Source organism: Streptomyces sp. NPDC044033 (assembly GCF_056434425.1).
On record NZ_JBWKFF010000005.1, the window covers coordinates 334,977 to 356,456 of the forward strand.

Here is a 21,480-nt window from a genome sequence, read left to right on the forward strand (position 1 = left end):
CGCATGACGGTAGCCACCAGAGTCCTGGTGACCAACGACGACGGGGTGGCGGGCGAGGGCCTGCACCGGCTGGCCCGCTACCTCCGCGACCAGGGCTTCGACGTGGTCGTAGCGGCCCCGGAAAGGGACGAGAGCGGCTGCGGCACCAGCCGCGCGGTCCCCTCGGACGGGCTCGTGCCCACCCGGACCTGCGCTCCGGCGGGGCCGGCCGGGGCCCCCGTGCACGCCGTGGCGGCCCCGCCGGGGCTGATCGTGGCGGCGGCCTGCCAAGGCGCCTTCGGACCGGCGCCCGACCTGGTCCTGTCCGGCATCAACCCCGGAGCGAACATCGGCCCGGCCGTGGTGCACTCCGGCACGGTGGGCGCCGCGCTCACCGCGACCCAGTACGGGAGGCCGGCCGTCGCCGTCTCCCTCAGCCACGGCGCGCCGTACCACTGGGACACGGCGCTCGACGCCCTGGCGGCCGTACTGCCCGGCATCCTGGCTGCCGCGCGGAGGAGGCGGCGGCAGCCACCGCCGCTGTGGAACCTGAACGTACCGAACGTGCCCGCGCACCGGCTGGCCGGAGTGGTGCGCGCCGGGCTCGGCGCCTACGCGGACAGCCGCTTCACCATCCAGCGCATCGGCCCGCAACTCCTGTACGCCTCCCACCAGTCGGCCGCACACGGCGACGACGGCGAGGCGGCCCTCCTCGCCGCCGGCTATGCGACCGTGACGCCGCTGCGCCCGATCGGCGAGGACACCGAAGCCCTCTTCCCGCTCCCCGTCGCGGACCCGGGACGCGGCGCGGGCCAGGGATCCACCGGGGACCCGGATCGCACGGCGAGCCAGACCGCGATCCGAGAACCCGCCGCGGCTCAGGAATCCGTCCCGGGCCGAGAATCTGCCGCGGCTCAGCAATCCGTCCCAGGCCGGGAATCCACTGCGGATCAGGAATCGACCGCGGGCCGACAACGTGCCGCACTCGCCCGGGAGCCGTCATGAATCGCCGCGTCGCCTCTTTCACCTGGGGCCGGGGCTTGGGACACGTCTCGCGCCTCATCGCCGTCCATACTGAGCTCCACGCCCGGGGCTGGGGCTCTCTCCTGCTCACCGAGCGCCACCAACGGCTCATCGATGACTACGGCCTCTGCCAGACGGTCATCCCCACCGACGCCGACAGCCTGGTCGGCGAGCCCCTGCACGGCACTGGCCCCGCCGTCGACCACCGCCTCGCCCACGCGCTGATCGCCCAGGCGCTGCGCCCGGACGACGTGGTACTGCACGATGTGACGGTGCAGCGGGAGCTGTACGAGCGCGCCGCCGAACTGGGCTGCCCCCAGTTCCTGGTCCATCGTTTCCAGCGCAACCGGCCCGACCCCGCGGCGTGGGTCGCCCACCACACGCCCGCCATCGACCGCGTCTATCTGCTGGGCGACCCCGAACGGCAGGTCGTGGAGCACGGAGTCCGCCTGGTGGGGGTGGACAACGTCGTGCGCCGCCTGCTCGATACGCGCTCGCCATGGCCACCCGGCAACACCGCGATGAAGATCGCGGTGGTAGCCGGCGGAGGCGGCCACGCGGACGCCGCCGGCTTCCTCAACGCCGCACTGCACGGCGTACGGGCGTACGCGCTACGCGACGCCCCCGAGGGCGTCGACGTCCTGGTGCTCACCGGCCCGCACTTCGACGGACACGTCCTGGTGCCGCCCGGCCTGCCCGGCCCCGTACGGATCGCCCCCTATCTCGGGCCCGGCTACGACATCTACCGGCACGCCACTGCCGCCATCACCCACGCCGGCTACAACACCGTTCAGGAACTCGTACGTTCCGGGGTGCCGACCGTGGCCGTACCCGGGGTCCGCGACTTCGACGACCAACGGGTGCACCTGCGGGCCGCCGGCGCACGGCTGAACGCGACGGTGGCCGAGGCGGACGCGCACTCCATCGCGGACGGCCTCGCCGCCGTACTGGGCGCGGGCGCCCGCGCCGTCGCACCTTCCTCTTCCGGCGCGGAGGGGACCGGGGCCGCCGCGATCGCCCGCGACCTGCTGGCGGCCGTCACGGTTCGTGGCGGAACACCAGGAGGTGGGTGTGGTGATAGCCGGGAGCCGCGTGGTCGGACCCTGTCTGCACGAAAACGATGTCCTCGCTGAAGTGGAAGAGCTCTCCCAGCAGCATGCCGAACTCCCACACCAGCGGGCGGGTCCAGCGCCATTCGGGGCGCCGCAACTGGGACACCTCGATCGCCACCGTCGCCCCCGGGGCGAGGAAGCGCGTAAGCCCCGCGAAGATCCGTCGCGCGTCGCCGAGATGGGTGTCGTGGCCGTCGCGCCCGACGGAGGTGCGGAAACTGGTGAACGGCGGGCTGGTCAGCAGCAGCGCGAACGGGGGCCAGGGCCCCGCGTCGGCGTGCTCCGCGTCCGCGACGAGGAGGCGCGACGGGTCGGGCAGCCGCGTCCTGGCGAAGGCGGCGCGCTGGCCGTCGCGTTCGAACCCCACAGCCTCGCGGCCCAGCCGGTCGGCCACGGTGAGCGTGGTGCCGAAGCCGCAGAACGGGTCGAGGACCCAGTCGCCCGGGCGGGAGAAGTTCTCCACCGCGTACGCGGCCAGGGATTCCGGAAAGCGCATGTCCGTCGGCCCCGGATAGTCGATGGCCTCCAGCGCCCCGTCGATCATCTGCCACGAGCGCCGACCGGCTCGCTGCCCGTCGTCACGCGTGGTCGAAGCATCGGTCATGGATTCGCTTCTCCTTGGTGGTCCGATACGGAATGCAACGGCTCTATCCGGAAACGCGGCCGCCCTTCTCGGAGACAAGGGCCTCCAGATGGAACAGCTGGACGGCTAAGGGCGCGAATTTGTCCACCGCCCGCCACGACGGCGGGCGCCCGCCGCCGGTGAGCAGCTTGGGCAGCAGCCCGTCGGACGATCGCCACCATCCGCGTTCCCGGGTGAGGGCGTGGAAGGACAGGTCGGCGAGGTACAGCAGCCGGTTCGCCGCCACACGGGGCCCGCGCCGCATCGGACCCTCGGCGAACGGCAGATGCGCGAGGCGCGGATAGGCGCGCCGGATCGCCTCGGTATGGAAACCCTCGTCCGTCAGTATGCGCTCCGGGAGCGCCGCCATCAGATCGAAAAGGCCGTGGTCGAGATACGGCAGATGCACCCGCAGCCCGCCGTGCCCCATCAGCCGGAGGGGATGGCAGCCCCTCCCCGGCTCGTACGGGCGTCCACTCCATCCGCGCGCCGGGCGGCAGGGCGCGCACCGCCCGGAACGGGGTGTCCTCGGCGAGGAACGTCCCGAGGCGCAGGAACACCGCCAGCGCGTCGTCGTCCACGGCGGCCGGCGCCCCCATGTCCAGGAGCCGGGACAACTCGGTGGAGAGCATCACAGCGCTGTCCGTCACCGCGTAGAAGACCTTGGGCAGCCCGTAGCGGTCACAGCGGACGGTGAGCTTCCGCCCATCCCAGTGCCAGGCGGCGAAGGGGTCTCCGGGGGCGCCGTCCGGGTCGCCGAGATACACGGACGGCGCGCCCTCGGCCTCGACCCGGCCGTCCCGGGCGACGTCGAGCCGCAGACAGGGCGCGGTGCCGCCGGATGCCGAGCGCTGCTTTCCCATCCATACCACCAGAGGACTCCACGGCGCCGGCCCGCTTCCGGCCGCCGCCACTCGGACACCCGCCGCACCGGCCGGGACGATGGCTCGAACGTCCCCCGTCCCGGCGCGCGCCGCCACCGCTGCTCCGCCATCCGGAAGCATCCGGAAGCAGGCGGAAGGGGCGGGGGAGCGGAGGCAGTGGGTACGGCGGCTACTTCGGGTGGTCCTCCTGTGCTGGTGGCTCGGTGGCCGCTGTACCCGTGACGTCCGTCGAGGCGGTCTCACCGGTGCAGTTGAACGGGCTCACCGACCCAGCTCGGCGGCCTTGACGGCGCGCCGGGCGAAGACCTCTTCGCGGCGGTTCTCCATCTGCCGCAGCGCGTCCTTGCGGTCGCGTTTGGAGAGCCGGTCGAGATACGTGTGGCCCTGGAGATGGTCGTACTCGTGCTGAAGGCACCGGGCGAAGTAGCCGGTCCCTTCGACGACGACCGGTTCGCCGTCCTTGTCGAACCCCCGCACCACCGCGCGGTCGGTACGGGGCACCGGCATGGTGGCGCCCGGCACGGAGAGGCACCCCTCATGGTCGTCGACGAGACGGCGACCACCGGGACCGGGCAGCTCCAGAACCGGGTTGACGATGTGGCCGACATGCCGGACCCCGGCGTCGTCCGGGCAGTCGTACACGAAGAGCCGCAGGCCGACGCCGACCTGGTTGGCGGCGAGGCCGGCGCCGTCGGCCACGTACATCGTCAGGAACATGTCGTCGATCAGCGCCGAGAGCTCGGCGGAGCCGAACTCGGTGACGTCCCGGCACCGGCGACTCAGGACCTCTTCGCCGACCTCCGTGACGCGGCGCGCCGCACCGCGCCGCGCCTGCGCCGGCCGGGCCGGGTACGAGTCGACGGGGCGCCCCTGCACGCGGACTCGCCGGTCGGCGGGACGGGACCGGTCGTGATGAACGGACATGGTGGTGGTGTCTCCCCTTTTTCGCACGCCACGGCAGGCGGTGCGCACGCCACAGGTATCGCGTACGCGTCACTGCGGCCTGACGTGCCTGAGCTGAGCGCGGACTTGCCAAGCGCTTTGCAAAGTAGCAGACTTTGCAAAGTGACTGAAGACGACCTCGGCGACTCCCGGCCCGGCCGGACCCGCGACCTCGACGGACTGCGCGAGCACGAGGTCCGTACCGCCCTGCTGGCCCTACTGGCGGAAGTCGGGACCGTCACCGCGACCGAAGCCGCCGCCCGGCTCGGCTACAGCTCCGGCCTCTGCTCGTTCCACCTGCGGCAGCTCGCCCGCCACGGCCACGTCGAAGAGGCTCCGCACGGCGGGGGACGGGCCCGGCCCTGGCGGCTGCGGCAGGGTGACGACGCCGCCGACGCACCCGCGGAGGATTTCAGCGACTTGGCCCGCGGGCTGGAGGACGAGAGCTGGCGCCGATGGCTCGCCCAGCGCGGCCAGGCGCCGGCGGAGTGGTGCCAGGACGAAGCGTTCAGCGCCGTCGCCTACCTGACGCCCGACGAGATGAGCCGGGTGGCGGCCGCACTCCGGCGAGCGCTCGCGCCCTATCAGGGCCGTGAGCAGCGCCCGTTGGCCCGGCCCGAGGGGGCTCGGCCCGTGGCCCTCATCTCCCGGCTGTTCCCCCTGCTGCCCGAGGCGGCGGACGAGGCGACGGACGAGGCGGACGGAGACTGAGACGTAGGGGCGCCGGGGCGGGAGGCGCGGGGGCCGAACCTCCCATGTATGTCGGGGAACGACCGCGTACGTGCCGGGGCTGACGCGGCGGGTCCGGGTGCGACGGCGGTGCGGGGGACGCCCGTAACGGTCCGGTGAGCGGACGGTCCGTCCGACCGTTCCGGGCCAAACTCACCGAATATATCCGCTGGTTCAGGACAGCTGTGCCCATCGGGGGTTGTGGGGCGGCCGGAGTCCATGACACTCATGTGCTCGGGAGAGCTCCGAGGACTGCCGCCGCCGAAGTCCGCGCCCCGGTGTGCCGGGCGCGCGTAGGCGACGGCAACGCGTCGGCGGTCTCCCGCCGTTGTGCACCGCCGGACGCACCGCCGTCCAGGCAACGGCGCCTGCCCGAGCAAGGCCCCGGAACGACCCGGATGTACTCGGATGAACTCGAATGAGGAGAAGCCATGCGCGCATCCTTACGCTGGAGATCCACGGTCTGCGGCGTGATCGCCGTCACCGGCATAGCCCTCGGCACCGGAACGGCCCACGCCGACGTGCCCATCGGCAAGCCCATGACCGGCAAGATGACCTACTACAACGACAAGGGTTACGGCGCCTGCGGCACGTACATCGACCCCACCGCACAGGACTTGGTCGCCGTCTCCGCCGCCTGGTGGACCTCGGCCAACCCGAACAAGGACCCGCTCTGTTCCGGGGTGAAGGTGCAGGTCACGTACAAGGGCAAGACCATCACCGTGCCGGTCAGGGACAAGTGCCCCTCCTGTGCCTCGACCCATATAGACCTCGGCCAGGCGGCCTTCCGGAAGCTGGTGCCGGCGGGCACCGACATGGTCGAGAAGGTCAGCTGGAAGTTCGTCCGCTGAACCGTCCCCTGTCGGTCGCCCTGATGCAACGGCCCGCCGCCCTCATATAGCGGCCCCCGGCATCGTGCGGGCCCGATGACGGCGGCGTACTCGCCGCACCCGCCATCGGGCCCGTCGCCCAGGCCAAGCCAACCACCCCCAGCCGTAAGCGGCGAGCGGCGCAAGAACCGCAAGCAGCGTGCAAGCCTTGCGCTAATATTGCGTGTATGACGCGACGACTTGCGCTGGTGGCGAAGAAGGTGGGCGTCTCCGAGGCCACCGTCAGTCGGGTGCTGAACGGCAAGCCCGGGGTCTCGCAGAGCACTCGGCAGGCGGTGCTCACGGCGCTGGACGTACTCGGTTACGAGCGCCCGACCCAACTGCGCGGCGAGCGCGGCAAGCTCATTGGGCTGGTGCTGCCCGAGCTGTCGAACCCGATCTTCCCCGCCTTCGCCGAGGTCGTCGGCGGTGCGCTGGCCCAGCGCGGGCTGACCCCCGTGCTCTGCACCCAGACGCCGGGCGGCATCCAGGAGACGGACTACGTGGATCTGCTGCTCCAGCAGCAGGTCTCCGGCGTGGTGTTCGCGGGCGGGCTGTACGCCCAGGCGGACGCGCCGCACGACCACTACCGGCTGCTGCACGCCAGGAACCTGCCGGTGGTGCTGGTCAACGCGCCGATTCCGGGGCTGGACTTCCCCTGCGTCTCCACCGACGACGCGGTCGCGGTGGAGCAGGCGTGGCGCCACCTCACCTCGCTCGGGCACGAGCGGATCGGTCTGGCGCTCGGCCCGTCCGACCACGTGCCCTCGCGGCGCAAGCTGGCCGCCGGGCAGGCAGTGGCGCGGGCCGCGGGCGCCGAGCTGCCGCGAGAGCGCGTGGTGCGCGGGATGTACTCGATGGAGGGCGGCCACACGGCGGCCTCCAGGCTGCTGGACGCCGGGGTCACCGGCATCGTCTGCGCCAGCGACATCATCGCGCTGGGCGCGGTGCGAGCCGCGCGCCGGCGCGGGCTGCGGGTGCCGGAGGACGTGTCGGTGGTGGGGTACGACGATTCGCCGCTGATGACCGTCACGGAGCCGCCGCTGTCGACCGTCCGGCAGCCGATCGACGCCATGGGGCGTACCGCGGTCCAGCTGCTGACCGCGCAGATCGACGGCAGGGAAGTGGTCCGCGACGAGATCATGTTCGAGCCGGAGCTCGTCGTACGCGGCTCGACGGGCCCGGCCCCCTCGCGCTAGCGAACCGCGCTCCCGCGCGTTGACAGCCCCCGTTTCCCGGCGCTTGCGTCTCGCCCCTCGCGCCGAGAGCCCGCCTCCCAATATCTGTCAATCTTTTGCAAGCTCTGCATGACATCTTGCCCTCCCCTGACCCCGGTGCTTGAGTGTGCGCCACCGCTCACCGCATCGCTCACGCCCAGAGCTCACGCCCAGAGGGGTCCACCGATGTCATCCACGTCACCCACGAGAAGCCGTTCCCTCGCGCTCGCCTCCGTCGCGGTCCTCTCCCTGACCGCGCTCACCGCCTGCGGCACCAGCAGCGACGGCGGCGATGACACCGACGGCGCGCCGGGTGGCAAGGTGAAGCTCGCCGTCAACGGCCAGCCGCCCACGACGCAGGCGTTCGAGCGCACGCTCTTCGACAAGCATGTGCGGCAGTTCGAGCAGGCCAACCCCGACATCGACATCGTGCCGCACGAAGGCTTCATGGACCCGAAGACCTTCAACGCCAAGCTGGCCGGCGGCAAGTTGGAGGATGTCTTCTACGTCTACTTCACCGACACTCGCGGCCTGATCGCGAAGAGGCAGGCGGCCGACATCACCGGCTACGTCAAGGACATGCCGCACCGCGCGGACGTCCAGGACGAGTTGATGAAGGTGTTCCAGGACGGGAAGGGCCGCCAGTACGGCCTGCCGACCGCCAACTACTCGATGGGCCTGCTCTACAACCGCACGCTGTTCAAGAAGGCCGGGCTCGATCCGGACCGGCCGCCGCGGACCTGGCCGGAGGTGCGTGCCGCGGCGCGGCGGATCGCGAAGCTCGGCGACAACATCGCCGGCTACGCCGACTTCTCCAAGAACAACCAGGGCGGCTGGCACTTCACCGCCGAGCTCTACTCGCGCGGCGGCCGGGTGGCCACCGGACAGGACGGAAAGTGGAAGGCCGCGTTCAACTCGGCGGCCGGCCGGGCCACCCTCCAGGACCTGCACGACATGCGCTGGGAGGACGGTTCGATGGGCAGCAAACAGCTGCTCCAGGCCGAGGACGTCCAGCGGATGATGGGCAGCGGAAAGCTCGGGATGTACGTCTCCGCCGCCGACAACATCACCGTCATCGCCAAGCAGTTCGGCGGCGAGTACCGGGACTACGGCCTCGCACCCGTCCCTGACGCCAAGGCGACGCTGATCGGCGGCGAGGGGTACATGATCAACCCCAAGTCCTCGCCGAAGAAGATCAAGGCCGGGATCAAGTGGCTGCAGTGGAAATTCCTCAACCCGGACCTTGTCGAGCGGAACATCAAGGACAACCTCGAAGCGAAGCTGCCCATCGGGCTGCCCATGCCACCCACCCCCGACATCTGGAAGGGGGCCGTCCGCGACCGGGTGGAGAAGGCCAAGCGCACGTACGCCAACGTCCCCGTCGGCAACTACCAGTCCTTCATGGACGCCGCGCCCCGCGTCCCCGGCGTGATCGAGCCTCCGGAGGCACAGCGGGTCTACGCCGCGCTCGACAACGCGATGCAGGCGGTCCTCACCGAGAAGGACGCCGACATCGACGCGGTTCTCGCCACCGCCGAGAAGAAGGTCGACCAGATCTACAGCGCGTCCTGATGGCCACCGCGCCCGCGCTGGAGACAACGGCGTCCACGCCCCCGCCGGCCGCCGCGGAGCGGGAGCGCCGCGCGGCCCGCCGCCGCCGTTCGGTGCGCGAGCACCTGACCGCGTACGGATTCCTGTGCGCCGCCGTGGTCGTCTTCGCGCTGTTCTCGTGGTGGCCGATCATCCGCAACGCGCTGCTGAGCTTCCAGCATGTCAACTTCGCCACCGGCAACACATGGGCGGGCCCGGCCAACTTCGCGAAGCTCTTCCGCGACCCGCTGCTCGCCACGGCGTGGCGGAACACCGCGCTGTTCACCGCCTACGCGCTGGTCCTCGGCTTCCTCGTGCCGTTTGCGACCGCGGTGCTGCTCAACGAGTTCCGGCACGCCCGCGCGTACTTCCGCGTCCTGGTCTACCTCCCGGTGATGCTGCCGCCGGTGGTCGTGGCGCTGATGTGGAAATGGTTCTACGACCCGGGACCGGGGCTGCTCAACGAGTTGCTGCGCACCCTCCACCTGCCGACGTCCGGCTGGCTGGACTCCTCCGCCACCTCACTGGTCTCCCTGGTGATCGTCTCCACCTGGGCCAACATGGGCACCGCCACGTTGATCTACCTGGCAGCCCTCCAGACCATCCCCGGCGAGCTGTACGAGGCGGCGGAACTGGACGGCGCGAACCTCTGGCAGCGACTGCGCCACATCACGATCCCGCAGACCCGATTCGTCCTGCTGGTCCTCATGCTGCTCCAGATCGTCGCGACGATGCAGGTGTTCACCGAGCCGTACGTGATGACCGGCGGCGGGCCCGACGACTCCACGGTCACCGTGATGTTCCTCGTCTACCGCTACGCCTTCGTCTATGACGACTTCGGCACCGCGAGCGCGCTCAGCCTGCTGCTGCTCCTCGTCCTCGCCGGGTTCTCCGGCCTCTACCTGCGCGCCACCCGCGGCGCCAAGGAGGACTGATGACCGCCTCGACCCGGACGCTGGTCCGCCCCGGCGTACTGCGCACCCGCAAGGGGAAGCTGATCTACTGGACGGCGCTGGCCGTGGCGCTGGCCCTGTTCACCGTCGCCTTCCTCGTCCCGCTGTACTGGGCCGCGACGGGCGCGATGAAGTCCTCGGCCGAGCTGGCGCAGAACCCGCCCAGCTACGTTCCCACGCACTGGCACCCGGAGAACTACGCCCGCGCCTGGCGCGAGATGGACCTCACCCGCTACTTCCTGAACACGGTGCTGCTGGCCGGCGGCGCCTGGCTGATCCAGCTCGCGGTGCAGGTCCCCGCCGCGTACGCGCTCTCCAAGCTGCGGCCCCGGTTCGAGAACGTGGTGCTGGGACTGATGCTCGTCACCCTGATGATGCCCGCCACCGCACTGCTGGTACCCGCCTACCTCACGGTCGTCGACGTCCCGCTGGTCAACCGGAACCTCATCAACAGCCCGAGCGCGGTCTGGCTGCCCGCCGCCGCCAACGCCTTCAACATCTACATCTTGAAGAACTTCTTCGACCGCGTCCCCGACGAACTGCTGGACGCGGCACGCGTCGACGGCTCCGGCCCGATCGGCACGATGTGGCGGATCGTGCTGCCGCTGTCCCGGCCGATCCTCGCCGTGGTGTCGATCCTGTCGGTCGTCGCCGTGTGGAAGGACTTCCTCTGGCCGCTGCTCGTACTGCCCGACCCGGCGAAGCAGCCGCTGAGCGTCTTCCTCCAGCGCATCGCCCAGGACACCCCGCTCAACAGCCTGGTAGCGGGACTGGTGATGGCCTCGCTGCCGCTGATCGCGCTGTTCCTGGTCTTCCAGCGGCAGATCATCGCCGGCCTCGGCGCGGGCGGACTCAAGGGCTGACGCCGCCCGCCCCGCCCGCCGGTACGCCCGTACGCACGCGCACGGCCCCGTACGAAAGGAACCTCCTTTGCCCCGCACGGACTGGTGGCGCACCGCTGCCATCTACCAGGTGTACGTACGTTCCTTCGCCGACGGCAACGGCGACGGAACCGGCGATCTGGCCGGTGTCCGCGCCCGGCTGCCGTACCTGGCGGAACTCGGTGTGGACGCGCTGTGGTTCACCCCCTGGTATCTCTCGCCGCTCGCCGACGGCGGCTACGACGTCGCCGACTACCGCACCGTCGACCCGGCCTTCGGCACCCTCGCCGAGGCGGAGAAGCTCCTGGCGGAGGCGGACGAGCTGGGCCTGCGCACCATCGTGGACATCGTGCCGAACCATGTCTCGGACCAGCACCCGTGGTTCAAGGCCGCGCTCGCCGCCGGCCCCGGATCGCCGGAGCAGGAGCTGTTCCACTTCCGGCCGCCCTCCTGCGAGCCGCCCAACGACTGGGTGAGCGAGTTCGGCGGCGTGCCCTGGTCGCGCACCGACAGCGGCCAGTGGTACCTGCACCTCTTCAGCCCCGAGCAGCCGGACCTCAACTGGAGCCACTCGACGGTGCGTCAGGAGCACGAGGACGTGCTGCGGTTCTGGTTCGAGCGCGGCGCGGCGGGCGTGCGGATCGACTCCGCGGCGCTCCTCGCCAAGGCCGACGGGCTGCCCGACATGCCCGGCGGCGATGCCGAAGACGGTGCCGATGGGGGGCCGCACCCCTTCCACGACCGGCCGGAGCTGCACGGCGTCTACCGCTCCTGGCGGCGGCTGGCCGAGGAGTACGGGGCCGTGCTGATCGGCGAGATCTGGCTGCCGGACCCCGAGCGCTTCGCCCGCTACCTGCGCCCCGACGAACTGCACACCGCCTTCAACTTCGACTTCCTGGCCCGCCCCTGGGACGCGGCCGAACTGCGGGCGTCCATCGACCTCACCCTGGCCGCGCACGCGCCCGTCGGCGCACCCGCGACCTGGGTGCTGGCCAACCACGACGTGACCCGCACGGTCACCCGCTACGGACGGGCCGAGGACACCGGATTCGCCTTTGAGCGCAAGCGCTTCGGGGTCCCCTCCGACCTTGCGCTGGGCACCCGCAGAGCGCGCGCCGCCGCGCTGCTCACACTGGCCCTGCCCGGCTCCGTCTACCTCTACCAGGGCGAGGAACTGGGTCTGCCGGAGGCGGAGATACCGCCCGAGCTGGTGCAGGACCCGATGCACGCCCGTTCCGGCGGCGTGGACCCGGGACGCGACGGCTGCCGGGTGCCGCTGCCCTGGCGGGCCGACGAGGACGGCCCGAGCTGGCTGCCGCGCCCAGCGGACTGGGGACGGTACGCGGCGGAGCGGCAGGCCGCCGACCCGGCCTCGATGCTCGCCCTGTACCGGACCGCGCTGCGGCTGCGCCGCTCCTTCGGGGACGCGGGCCCGCTGCGCTGGCTGCGTACGGACATACCGCACACGCTGTCCTTCGCGCGGACTCTGCCGGACGGCGGCGACCTGCTGTGCGTGGCCAACCTCGGCGCGGCGGACGTGACGCTTCCCGCGCACCGCGAACTTCTGCTGGCCAGCGGCCCTCTGAGGCCAGGAGGCGCGCTGCCGCAGGACACGGCGGTCTGGCTGCGGGCCTGACCACCCGGGCACGACCGCCGCCCGCCCTCCCACAGAAGGGAATGTCATGGGCACAACAGAAAGCGCCACGGAACGCACCGCACACCGCACAAGAGCCTGGCGACCCGTACTGGCCGCCCTGCTCGGCACCGGACTGCTGCTGGCCGGCGGGCCGTCGGCCGCCGCCGGAACCGCGCCGGACAGCAAGGCGGCCGGCGAATCCCCCCTCCCGGCAAGCCTCAGCGGCGACGCGAACGCCGCCCGCGCGCATGACGGCGACCCCGCCTCGTACGCGCGGGGCAGCGGCTCCCACTGGGTACGGGCCGACCTCGGGACGACCCGCCGGCTGGACCGGGTCGAGCTCCGACTGCCCGGCGAGGCCCAGCAGGTCCAGCTCCAAGGCTCCGTCAACGGCCGCGACTTCGTGGAACTGTCCGACGCCCGTGCCCGCGAGGGCGAGGTCACGCTGCGCCTCGGCGGCGCCCCGTTGCGCTATCTCCGCCTCGCCGGAGCGCACCGGGTCGGCGAGCTCGCCGTGTACGGAGCGGCGTCGGGCGACACCACGCCGCCGAAGACGCCGCGCGGCGTCCGGCTGGACGGCGCGACGCTGAGCTGGGAGCGCGCCCCCGGCGCGGCCGGGTACGACGTCTACGCCGACGGCCGGCTGCGCGCCGGGCTGCCCGCGACGGCGACGCGCTGGAGCGACACCACGGCGCCCGGCGGCACGGAGCACAGGACCGACTACAGCGTGCGGGCCCGGGACGCGTCGGGCAACACGTCCCCGGACAGCCGTACGGCCACCCGCACCGTCGCGGCGGGCAAGGGCTCCTCGCGCGCCGCGTTCACCCCGCCGAGCGCCAAGCCCACGCAGGGCCGGGGCCCGGGACGCGCCAAGACGGCGGCAGCCGGCGCCACCATGCCGTACACCACCGTCGAGGCGGAGACCGGCACCACCGGCGGCGGCGCCCAGGTGATCGGGCCCAACCGGAAGATCGGCGACCTGGCGGGCGAGGCATCGGGCCGAAAGGCCGTGACGCTCAAGGAGACCGGCCAGTACGTGGAGTTCACCACCCCGGTGGAGACCAACACCCTGGTCGCCCGCTTCTCCATCCCGGACGCACCGGGCGGCGGCGGAACGAACGCGACGCTGAACGTCTACGCGGACGGCGCGAAGGTGAAACCGCTCGACCTCACATCCAAGTACGCCTGGCTGTACGGGCCCGAGGCGTTCCCGGTGAACGACCCGGGCGCGGGCCCCGCCCGGCACATCTACGACGAGGCGCACCTCGACCTCGGCCGCACCGTCCCGGCGGGCGGCACGATCCGGCTCCAGAAGGACGCCGGCGACTCCTCCTCGTACGCCATCGACTTCGTCGACTTCGAGAAGGTCTCCGCGAGGCCGAACCCGGACCCCGCGGCGTTCGTGCAACCGGCCGGGTTCGGCCACCAGGACGTGCAGAACGCGCTGGACCAGGCCCGGATGGACACCACCGGAAAGATTCAGGGTGTCTACCTGCCGCCCGGCGACTATCAGACGTCCAGCAAGTTCCAGGTCTACCTCAAGCCGGTGAAGGTGATCGGCGCCGGACCGTGGTCCACCCGCTTCCACGCCCCCGCCGGGCAGCAGAACACCGACGTCGGCTTCCGCGCGGACAACGGCGCCAACGGCTCGACGTTCTCCGGCTTCGCGTACTTCGGCGACTACACCTCGCGCATCGACGGACCCGGCAAGGTCTTCGACTTCCAGAACGTCTCCGGCATCACCATCGACGACATCTGGGCCGAGCACATGGTGTGCCTCTACTGGGGCGCCAACACCGACCGGATGACGCTCAAGAACAATCGCATCCGCGACACCTACGCGGACGGCCTGAACATGACGAACGGGTCCACCGACAACCTGGTGACCGACAACGAGGCCCGGGCCACCGGCGACGACTCCTTCGCGCTGTTCTCCGCGCTCGACTCGGGCGGCGGCGACCAGAAGAACAACGTCTACGCGAACCTGACCTCGAAGCTCACCTGGCGGGCCGCCGGCCTGGCCGTCTACGGCGGCCAGCTCAACACCTTCCGGAACATCCGCGTCACGGACACCCTGGTCTACGCGGGAGTGACCATCTCCTCGCTGGACTTCGGCTTCCCCATGAACGGCTTCGGGCCCGGTCAGAGCACGTTCGAGAACCTCGCCGTCGAGCGCGCGGGCGGCCACTTCTGGAATGGCCAGACCTTCCCCGGCATCTGGCTCTTCTCGGCGTCGAAGCCCTTCCGGGCGATCCGGGTGAACGGCGCCGCGATCACCGACCCGACGTACCACGGGATCATGTTCCAGACGAACTACGTCGGACAGCAGCCGCAGAACCCGGTCGAGGACACGGAACTGACGGACGTGACCGTCTCCGGGGCGAAGAAGAGCGGCGACGAGTACGACGCGAAGTCCGGCTTCGGCATCTGGGCCAACGAACTGCCCGAGCAGGGGCAGGGCCCGGCCGTGGGCAAGGCGACGTTCCGGAGACTGACCCTGCGGGACAACGCGGAGAACATCCGCAACACCACCTCCACATTCAAGGTCGACGTGGAGTGACGGACACGTCTTGGGCACCGGGCCGCCGCTGACGTGCGGCCGCCCGGCTGCTCGACGCGGCCGCGTACTCGGGGGAGCGGCCGACGGTGTCAGCGGCCGAGGCGCGCACACAGACGCCGAGCACCCGGCCCGCGTCGCCTGGGCGCGCCGCACGTGGGCCCGTACGCGCGGTGCGCCGAGGGCGGGCGACGGCGGCCGGTCGCTGGTGACCGGGGAGCGGTGAGGCGGTCATCGCAGCTCACCCTCCCCGGCGAGTCGGGTCGCTCCGTCGAGGAGGACTCCGACGATCCCTGATTCGGGGACCGTCCTGGATTCGGGGACCGTCCTGACGACCTCTCCCTTGAGGAAGATCTGGCCCTTGCCGTTGCCGCAGGAGGCGCCGAGGTCGGCCTCGCGGGACTCGCCCGGACCGGTGACCACGCAGCCCATGACGGCGATACGCAAGGGATGGGGGAAGCCGTCGAAGGCGGCCTCGACCGGGGAAGCGAGCTTGCGGATGCCGACCTGGAGGCGGCCGCAGCCGGGGCAGGGGGCGATTTCGAGTCGGTGGGGGCGCAGGCCCAGGGACTGGAGGATGCGGTTTGCGGCTTCGACCTGCTCGACGGGCGGCGTCGATGCCGGCGGTTTCGGGGGTGGCCATGGTCCGCACGGGACCGGTGCGCCGCCGCCGACGGGGACATCGCCGACGGGGCGGTCCTGTGCTGGTCGTGCGGCATACGAGGCCACTCTCTCAGTTGTCCCTCAGCCGTCCCTCAGCTGTTCCGGTGGGTGAGCAACTGGGCCAGCGCCGTCAGATCCCGTCGGGCCTCGTTGGCGGGCCCGGCTTCGGCCAGTGCGGCGAAGGCCGCCTCAAGCTCCCGCTCGACCGCCTGACGGGCCGTCCGTTCGCCGCCGGCGTCAGTGACCAGCAGCGTCGCCCACCGCAGGTCGGCTTCGGACAGCGAGGCGCCGCTCGCGTAGATCTCGGCCAGAGTCCGGCCCTGCGCCGTGTCGGAGGCGAGGGCGGCGAGGATGGGATAGGTCTTCTTGCGAGCGGCGATGTCGCCGCCCACCGGTTTGCCTGTCGTCTTCGGATCGCCGAAGACCCCGAGGAGGTCGTCCACGATCTGGAAGGCCAGCCCCAGGTGCCGGCCGAACTCCACGAAGGAGCGCGCCCGTTCGGCGTCCGCGCCGCCGGCCAGCGCGCCCAGGCCGCACGCGGCCCCCATCACCGACCCGGTCTTGGCCGTGGCCATCGCGGTGTACTCGGCCGTGGTGACGTCCGAGCGCCGCTCGAAGGCCACATCCATCGCCTCGCCCTCGACCAGTTCCTCCACCGTGTCGCTGAACACCATGACCGAGGACGCGGTCTCGGGCCCGGGGGCGGTCGCGACCGCATGGTGGGCGAGGGCCAGCAGGGCGTCCCCGGTGAGGATCGCCGCCGGAACGCCGAACAGCTTCCACACGGTGGGCCGGTGGCTGCGCAGGGTGTCCTGATCGATGACGTCGTCGTGGAGGATCGAGAAGTTGTGCACCAGTTCGACGGCCACCGCCGCGTGCAACGCGTCCTGCGCCGTTCCACCCACGGCCTCGGCGCAACTGAGGACGAGCGCCGGGCGCACCGCTTTGCCCCGATACCCTCGCAGCGGGCGCCCGGCCTCGTCCCGCCACCCCAGGTGATAGCCGGCCCATCCGGCCACTATGGGCGGCAGCCTCTCGCTCCAGCCGCGTAGCGCCGGACCGGTCAGCTCACGGGCCCGCTCCAGTACGGTCGCGCCGGAGCGTGTGCTGTCGGCTGATGCGGTGAACGCGGTCGTGGCCATCACAAGTCCTCCCTTGAAAGGGCAGGTCACCGGGGTGGGGCCCGTCGGCTGCCGCCCGCTTACGCCGAAGCGGGGTGTGACCGGCAGCTCTCGGGCTCACATCCAGCAGGCCACGGCCGGTGAGGCCGGACAAGTGATCAGGTGTGATGGGCTCGTGCACGCGTTGAACGCACATGTGCCGGCGGGGTACCAGGCGGGTCCTGGGGCGTCGATGGTCCTTTGATACTCGGCACACGCGACAGCTCGCAGGTCAGTGCGTACCCGTCGCAGGTCAGCGCGTACCCGCATGGAACGCGCCGCCCCCGCCGGCCGCGAGCGCCTCGGCGCTTCGGGCAAGTGGGCGCATGAGGAACGTTTCTTCGGGTGGGCGGCGCCGCCGTGCCCGCGTTGCTCTGGCGTGGGCGGCGCGGAGCACGTATTCAGGGGGTATGGACGATCCCTTCAGGTTCAGTGCGCCGCTCCGGATTTGCGATCAACTGCTTTGCCGTGCCGTCCAGTTGCCAGGAGAGGGTGACTCCTGGGCCGATGTGGGCGAGGAGGCTCTTCCCCAGGCGGAGGCGGAGCGGGAGACGGGGCTTTCGGGAGCGGAGGAATGATCAGGCACAGGGTGAGGTGACGCCGAGCACCGCCGCGCGCCCCGCCGCCGGGCCACGAGCCCGGAGGAGGCGGGGCCCTCGGCGTGAGATGTGAGGCGCGCGGTCCGGCCGGTCGGTTCAGCGGGCAGCAGTGGGCCGCGCGAGAGCGAGCGCCCGCTTGCGGACGGCGATCGCGTGGCGTTGGCGAGGGAACTGGCGCAGCTCCTCATGGAGATGGGTGAGAGCCTGGTCCGCCTGCTGGGAGTGCAGGTGGGGGTACTGGTCGAGGAAGGCGTGCCAGTGGGCGCAGGACGCTTCCACGTGCCCCATGGACAGGAGGGTTTCGGCGAGCCGGGCCTGGGTGAGAGCTTGCGCCCTGCGCTGGGTGGGGGCGCGGTGCCGCGCGGAGGCGGACAGGGCGGAGACCGCCTGGGAGGGCTCGTCCAGAGCGCGGAGGACCTGGGCCCGCTGGTAGTCCAGTCCGGCCTGCGGGTAGGCCGTGAACGGGCCCGGCGGGCTGGAGGCGTGCTCGTGATGGCGTTCCGCCGCGGTCAGGTCGGCCAGAGCGCGGCGCGGCTGGTGCTGCGTCGCGTAGACATGGGCACGCTGGGCCAGGAGGAACGCCTGGGTGGCCGGGCCGGCGTCGGTTCCGGCGGTGTCCACGGCGGTGTCGGCGAGGTCCAGGGCGTGGTGCGGGTGCCCCAGACTCAGGGCCTGCGTGCTCATGGCGCGCAGCGTGACCGCGTACAGGCGCCGGTTGCCGGCCTCCTGGGCCAGGTGCAGCGCGGTGTGGAAGTACTGCTGGGCCAGGCGGTGGTGGCCGGAGTCGTCGGTCATACCGGCGAGCAGGTGGGTGAGTTGGACGGTGCCGGTCAGCAGGTCGCGATGTAAGGAGTGGGGGGCGGGGGCGGTGAGCAGCCGGCCGGCGCCCTCGGCGAGGTAAGCGGTCAGCGCGGCCCTGATGTGGGCTCCGCCGTGGCGTTCGGCGAGGGAGGCGAAGGTCTCGGTCATCGCCTGCAACGCCAGGGCGTCCGCGGAGGTCGCCTGGCCTTCCGGCCCGTGCGGCAGGGGCGGAGGCTGCGGCCGCGGTGTCCAGACGGGCGGAGTGAGGGCGGTCAGGGTGTAGACGGTGGTACGGGCCAGCACGGCCCGGCGGGCCGGGTCGGCGTCCACGCGGCACAGGGCTGTCAGGCGGTGCATGGCACCAGCCCCCGCGGACTGCGGAGGAGGGAACGGATGGACCGCTCGCGCGGTCTGGGGCAGTCCGGTGTCCTCGACGGTGATCACGCGACCGGTACGGCGGCTGAAGGCGGAGGCGACAAGGTCGGGAACGGGTGGGCGGGGCCGGGAGCCGCTGAGCCAGTGGGCTACCGAAGTACGGTCGTAGCGCAGGGCCAGGCCCTGCGCCGAGCCCAGGGCGTTGACTGTTCGGGCCAGCCCTCCCGCAGTCCAGTCGGACTCCACCAGCAGCGCGGACAGCAGCGTATTGGGAGCATGGCGGGCCATGCGCAGTCTCCGTTCTTCCCCGCACAAGGTCCACGCGCGTGCGGACGATTCAACGCCCACACGATTCGATCATGAGCGGTCCGTTCCGGGGGGTGTGGTCGGGGAGGTCTCTCTTCATTTTCTGCCCGCTATCGGCGACCTAATCCGCTGTCCTGACACCGCCTTCGGCCGAGGGGCTCCATGGTCGCGATCACCCATCCGACCGTGCCGCACGGAGATCTTCCGGCGAGGGCCCCCGGGGGTGCGAAGCACCGCAGCCGCCCGTAGTGTCGTGACAACTACCCTTACAAGAGTGAGGAGTTGATGTGGACGTGAATCGTTTCGCGGACAAGGTCGTCATCGTCACCGGCGGCGGGTCCGGTATCGGCGCCGCCACCGTGCACCGCTTCGGGCGCGAAGGCGCGACGGTGATCGCCGCCGGACGGACCGAGGACAAGCTGAAGGCGACCGCAGCAGGCGCGCCCTCCGGTTCGACGGTCGAGACGCGCGTCGTGGACGTCGCCGACGAGTCCGCGATCACCGCACTGGTGAAGGACGTGGCCGAGGAGTACGGCCGACTGGACGTGCTGGTCAACAACGCGGGCGTCGCCGCGTCCGGAACCGTGGAGGACACCGACACCGCCACGTGGCGCCACATCCTGGCAGTCGATATCGACGGCGTCTTCTTCGCGTCGAAGACGGCGCTTCCCCACCTGCGCCGCGTCGGCGGCAGCATCGTCAACGTCGGCTCGGTGTCCGGCCTCGGCGGGGACTGGGGCCTGGCCGCCTACAACGCCGCCAAGGGGGCGCTGGTCAACCTGACCAATGCCATGGCGCTCGACCACGGCCACGAGGGCGTGCGTGTCAACGCCGTGCACCCGAGCCTCACGCGCACCCCGCTGGCCGCGCCTCTCATCGACAACGAGGACTTGGTCGCCGCGTACCGCGGGCGTATCCCCATGCGGCGCCCCGCCGAAGCGGCCGAAGTCGCCGTTGTCATCGCCTTCCTGGCCAGCTCCGACGCGCGATTCGTCAATGGCGTCCACTTACCGGTCGACGGCGGGCTCTCCGCTTCCAACGGTCAGCCGCGACTGTTCTGACCGCCGGTCTCCGCCGCTCCTGGCCAGGGAAACCGCCCCGAGCCGTTCGGCCGAGGGCGATCCGCGTTCCAGTTGGCGGCAATTGGTCTGGGCCAAGACGGTTCCAGTCGCCATCCTGTTGACGAATGCATGTCATGCCGAACGCGTGTCACCCCGAAGACGCGCCGTCCCGAAGGCGCACCATCCCGTCCCAGGTACCGAAAGGCGCCCGCCATGCCCCCACACCCCGCGGAGCACCCCGAGCGCGCAGCTCCGGGCTCCGGTCTCGCTCGCCGTTCGTTCGTCGGGCTGCTGGGCGCCGCCGCGCTCGGCGCTCACGCACCCGCCGCGCGGGCTCTGGCGGCGTCCCCTCACCGGGAAGGAGGCGCCGCCGGCGTGCGGCAGGCGTTCCTGGGCACGTACGGCAACGGCATCATCTCCTGCGCCTACGACACCGCGACCGGCGTTCTGACCCGGCAAGGCGGCTTCCCGGGGGTGAGCAACCCGTCCTTCCTCGCGGCGGCGCCCGGCAGCAAGGTGCTCTACTCACTGGACAACGGCGGACGGCAGGGCGCGGTCCGCGCCTTCACCATCGGCGCGGGCGGCGCGCTGACCGCACTGGGCCCGGCCCGCTCCACAGGCGGCGCCAACGTCACCCACCTCTCCGTACACCCCACCGGCCGCTACCTGCTCAGCGCGAACTACGGCGCCGGCAGCGTCGCCGCGCACACCATCAACGGCGACGGCAGCGTGGGCGCGCGTACGGGGCTGGTGCAGCACACCGGCTCCGGACCCGACCCCAGCCGACAGGAGGGCCCACACGCGCACCAGATCATCACCGACCCCAAGGGGGCCTACGTCTTCGCCGTCGACCTGGGCACCGACAAGGTGTACACCTACCGGCTCGACGCCGGAAGCGGCGCGCTGCGACCGGTCGCCGAGGTCCGCTCGGTAGCGGGCGCCGGCCCCCGGCACATGGTCTTCCACCCCACGGCCCCGTACGCGTATGTGGCCAACGAGCTGAACAGTACGGTCACGGTCTACTCCTACAACCCGGCGACCGGCGCGCTGACCCGCGGCGAGAGCCGTCCCACCGTCCCCGGCGGCTCCCGGTCGGCCGTCCGCAACTACCCGTCCGAGGTGGCGGTCTCGGCCGACGGCCGGTTCCTCTACCTCTCCAACCGGGGCCACGAGAGCGTCGCCCGCTTCACCGTCACCGACGGCGGAGCCGGCCTGCGCCTGGTGGACACGGTGCCCAGCGGCGGCTCCTGGCCCCGGCACCTCAGCCTCTCGCCGACGGGCACGCTGCTCTTCACGGCCAACCAGTACGGCAATACGGTCGGCGTCTTCACCGTGAACCGCGACTCCGGGGCCCTCACCCCCTCCGGCTCGCCCTTCGCCACGTCGTCTCTGGGCTGCGTCCTGCCCGTATGAATGTCGGGCGGGCCGTCCTGTGCGGTGGGGCCCCCGGTCGTGGGCACCACCACGGGGCGAACATCGGCGGGCCAATGAAAAATGTCCGTCGGGGGGGAACCCCCGGGC

16 protein-coding genes and 2 pseudogenes are annotated in these 21,480 nt (G+C 71.6%); 12 read left to right on the forward strand and 6 right to left on the reverse strand.

What is annotated here, in order from left to right; genetic code table 11:
- The first annotated feature begins 3 nt into the window (after positions 1 to 3).
- Together surE and AC07AB_RS12995 are read left to right on the forward strand one after the other, a co-directional pair.
- Positions 4 to 984: a 5'/3'-nucleotidase SurE gene (gene surE, locus AC07AB_RS12990; RefSeq protein WP_478564596.1), complete on the forward strand. Its 981-nt coding sequence runs from the start codon at positions 4 to 6 to the stop codon at positions 982 to 984.
- On the forward strand, positions 981 to 2,135 hold the full coding sequence (locus AC07AB_RS12995; RefSeq protein ID WP_478564599.1) for a glycosyltransferase: 1,155 nt from the start codon (positions 981 to 983) through the stop codon (positions 2,133 to 2,135). Before surE ends, AC07AB_RS12995 begins: the two co-directional genes overlap by 4 nt.
- Here the strand turns inward: AC07AB_RS12995 and AC07AB_RS13000 are convergent.
- The 3 genes from AC07AB_RS13000 to def all read right to left on the reverse strand — a co-directional run bounded on the left by AC07AB_RS13000 (position 2,041) and on the right by def (position 4,544).
- Positions 2,041 to 2,718: a DNA methyltransferase gene (locus AC07AB_RS13000; RefSeq protein ID WP_478564602.1), complete on the reverse strand. Its 678-nt coding sequence runs from the start codon at positions 2,716 to 2,718 to the stop codon at positions 2,041 to 2,043. The two genes, AC07AB_RS12995 and AC07AB_RS13000, sit on opposite strands and share 95 nt — an antisense overlap.
- Before the next feature lie 43 nt (positions 2,719 to 2,761).
- On the reverse strand, positions 2,762 to 3,166 hold the full coding sequence (locus AC07AB_RS13005) for a hypothetical protein (RefSeq protein WP_478564605.1): 405 nt from the start codon (positions 3,164 to 3,166) through the stop codon (positions 2,762 to 2,764).
- A 715-nt stretch (positions 3,167 to 3,881) separates the two neighbouring features.
- The gene (def, locus tag AC07AB_RS13010) at positions 3,882 to 4,544 is read right to left on the reverse strand and encodes a peptide deformylase (RefSeq protein ID WP_478564606.1); all 663 of its coding nucleotides are present in this window, start codon (positions 4,542 to 4,544) and stop codon (positions 3,882 to 3,884) included.
- Positions 4,545 to 4,685: 141 nt separating this feature from the next.
- Here def and AC07AB_RS13015 point away from each other — a divergent pair, with 141 nt between their 5' ends.
- From AC07AB_RS13015 to AC07AB_RS13050, 8 genes and pseudogenes are all read left to right on the forward strand, one after another.
- Entirely contained in the window at positions 4,686 to 5,273 is a 588-nt protein-coding gene (locus AC07AB_RS13015) for a winged helix-turn-helix domain-containing protein (RefSeq protein ID WP_478564608.1), read from the forward strand.
- A gap of 449 nt (positions 5,274 to 5,722) precedes the next feature.
- Positions 5,723 to 6,142 carry a cysteine/serine endopeptidase inhibitor gene (locus tag AC07AB_RS13020; protein ID WP_478564610.1) on the forward strand — a complete coding sequence of 140 codons (420 nt, stop codon included), beginning with the start codon at positions 5,723 to 5,725 and terminating at the stop codon, positions 6,140 to 6,142.
- A gap of 206 nt (positions 6,143 to 6,348) precedes the next feature.
- Positions 6,349 to 7,359, forward strand: a complete 1,011-nt coding sequence (locus AC07AB_RS13025) for a LacI family DNA-binding transcriptional regulator (RefSeq protein ID WP_478564613.1) — start codon at positions 6,349 to 6,351, stop codon at positions 7,357 to 7,359.
- A 204-nt stretch (positions 7,360 to 7,563) separates the two neighbouring features.
- Positions 7,564 to 8,949 carry an ABC transporter substrate-binding protein gene (locus AC07AB_RS13030; protein WP_478564616.1) on the forward strand — a complete coding sequence of 462 codons (1,386 nt, stop codon included), beginning with the start codon at positions 7,564 to 7,566 and terminating at the stop codon, positions 8,947 to 8,949.
- Positions 8,949 to 9,902 carry a carbohydrate ABC transporter permease gene (locus AC07AB_RS13035; protein WP_478564619.1) on the forward strand — a complete coding sequence of 318 codons (954 nt, stop codon included), beginning with the start codon at positions 8,949 to 8,951 and terminating at the stop codon, positions 9,900 to 9,902. The genes AC07AB_RS13030 and AC07AB_RS13035 overlap by 1 nt, the downstream gene beginning before the upstream one ends.
- Complete coding sequence (locus tag AC07AB_RS13040) at positions 9,902 to 10,783, forward strand: carbohydrate ABC transporter permease (RefSeq protein WP_478564622.1); 882 nt, start codon at positions 9,902 to 9,904, stop codon at positions 10,781 to 10,783. The genes AC07AB_RS13035 and AC07AB_RS13040 overlap by 1 nt, the downstream gene beginning before the upstream one ends.
- A 67-nt stretch (positions 10,784 to 10,850) precedes the next feature.
- Positions 10,851 to 12,437: a glycoside hydrolase family 13 protein gene (locus AC07AB_RS13045; protein ID WP_478564624.1), complete on the forward strand. Its 1,587-nt coding sequence runs from the start codon at positions 10,851 to 10,853 to the stop codon at positions 12,435 to 12,437.
- A gap of 886 nt (positions 12,438 to 13,323) precedes the next feature.
- Positions 13,324 to 14,997 (forward strand): annotated as a pseudogene (locus AC07AB_RS13050) (glycosyl hydrolase); the annotation flags it as partial.
- A gap of 228 nt (positions 14,998 to 15,225) precedes the next feature.
- Here AC07AB_RS13050 and AC07AB_RS13055 read toward each other — a convergent pair.
- The 3 genes and pseudogenes from AC07AB_RS13055 to AC07AB_RS13065 form a co-directional block, all read right to left on the reverse strand.
- A pseudogene (locus tag AC07AB_RS13055) lies at positions 15,226 to 15,612 on the reverse strand (flavodoxin-dependent (E)-4-hydroxy-3-methylbut-2-enyl-diphosphate synthase); the annotation flags it as partial.
- A 137-nt stretch (positions 15,613 to 15,749) separates the two neighbouring features.
- Positions 15,750 to 16,799: a polyprenyl synthetase family protein gene (locus AC07AB_RS13060; protein WP_478564627.1), complete on the reverse strand. Its 1,050-nt coding sequence runs from the start codon at positions 16,797 to 16,799 to the stop codon at positions 15,750 to 15,752.
- Positions 16,800 to 17,512: 713 nt separating this feature from the next.
- Positions 17,513 to 18,880 carry a hypothetical protein gene (locus AC07AB_RS13065; protein WP_478564630.1) on the reverse strand — a complete coding sequence of 456 codons (1,368 nt, stop codon included), beginning with the start codon at positions 18,878 to 18,880 and terminating at the stop codon, positions 17,513 to 17,515.
- A 305-nt stretch (positions 18,881 to 19,185) separates the two neighbouring features.
- On the opposite strand from AC07AB_RS13065, the gene budC reads away from it, so the two are divergent.
- Together budC and AC07AB_RS13075 are read left to right on the forward strand one after the other, a co-directional pair.
- Entirely contained in the window at positions 19,186 to 19,959 is a 774-nt protein-coding gene (gene budC / locus AC07AB_RS13070; RefSeq protein WP_478564633.1) for a meso-2,3-butanediol dehydrogenase, read from the forward strand.
- Between the two features lie 213 nt (positions 19,960 to 20,172).
- Positions 20,173 to 21,372, forward strand: coding sequence for a lactonase family protein (locus tag AC07AB_RS13075; protein WP_478564636.1), 1,200 nt, complete (start codon positions 20,173 to 20,175; stop codon positions 21,370 to 21,372).
- Positions 21,373 to 21,480 lie beyond the last annotated feature (108 nt).

Bases quoted from the DNA above. Each gene is read 5' to 3' on its own strand.
- surE (WP_478564596.1), top strand. From the start codon at position 4: ATGACGGTAGCCACCAGAGTCCTGGTGACCAACGACGACGGGGTGGCG.
- AC07AB_RS12995 (WP_478564599.1), top strand. From the start codon at position 981: ATGAATCGCCGCGTCGCCTCTTTCACCTGGGGCCGGGGCTTGGGACAC.
- AC07AB_RS13000 (WP_478564602.1), bottom strand. From the start codon at position 2,718: ATGACCGATGCTTCGACCACGCGTGACGACGGGCAGCGAGCCGGTCGG.
- AC07AB_RS13005 (WP_478564605.1), bottom strand. From the start codon at position 3,166: ATGGGGCACGGCGGGCTGCGGGTGCATCTGCCGTATCTCGACCACGGC.
- def (WP_478564606.1), bottom strand. From the start codon at position 4,544: ATGTCCGTTCATCACGACCGGTCCCGTCCCGCCGACCGGCGAGTCCGC.
- AC07AB_RS13020 (WP_478564610.1), top strand. From the start codon at position 5,723: ATGCGCGCATCCTTACGCTGGAGATCCACGGTCTGCGGCGTGATCGCC.
- AC07AB_RS13025 (WP_478564613.1), top strand. From the start codon at position 6,349: ATGACGCGACGACTTGCGCTGGTGGCGAAGAAGGTGGGCGTCTCCGAG.
- AC07AB_RS13030 (WP_478564616.1), top strand. From the start codon at position 7,564: ATGTCATCCACGTCACCCACGAGAAGCCGTTCCCTCGCGCTCGCCTCC.
- AC07AB_RS13035 (WP_478564619.1), top strand. From the start codon at position 8,949: ATGGCCACCGCGCCCGCGCTGGAGACAACGGCGTCCACGCCCCCGCCG.
- AC07AB_RS13040 (WP_478564622.1), top strand. From the start codon at position 9,902: ATGACCGCCTCGACCCGGACGCTGGTCCGCCCCGGCGTACTGCGCACC.
- AC07AB_RS13060 (WP_478564627.1), bottom strand. From the start codon at position 16,799: ATGGCCACGACCGCGTTCACCGCATCAGCCGACAGCACACGCTCCGGC.
- AC07AB_RS13065 (WP_478564630.1), bottom strand. From the start codon at position 18,880: ATGGCCCGCCATGCTCCCAATACGCTGCTGTCCGCGCTGCTGGTGGAG.
- AC07AB_RS13075 (WP_478564636.1), top strand. From the start codon at position 20,173: ATGCCCCCACACCCCGCGGAGCACCCCGAGCGCGCAGCTCCGGGCTCC.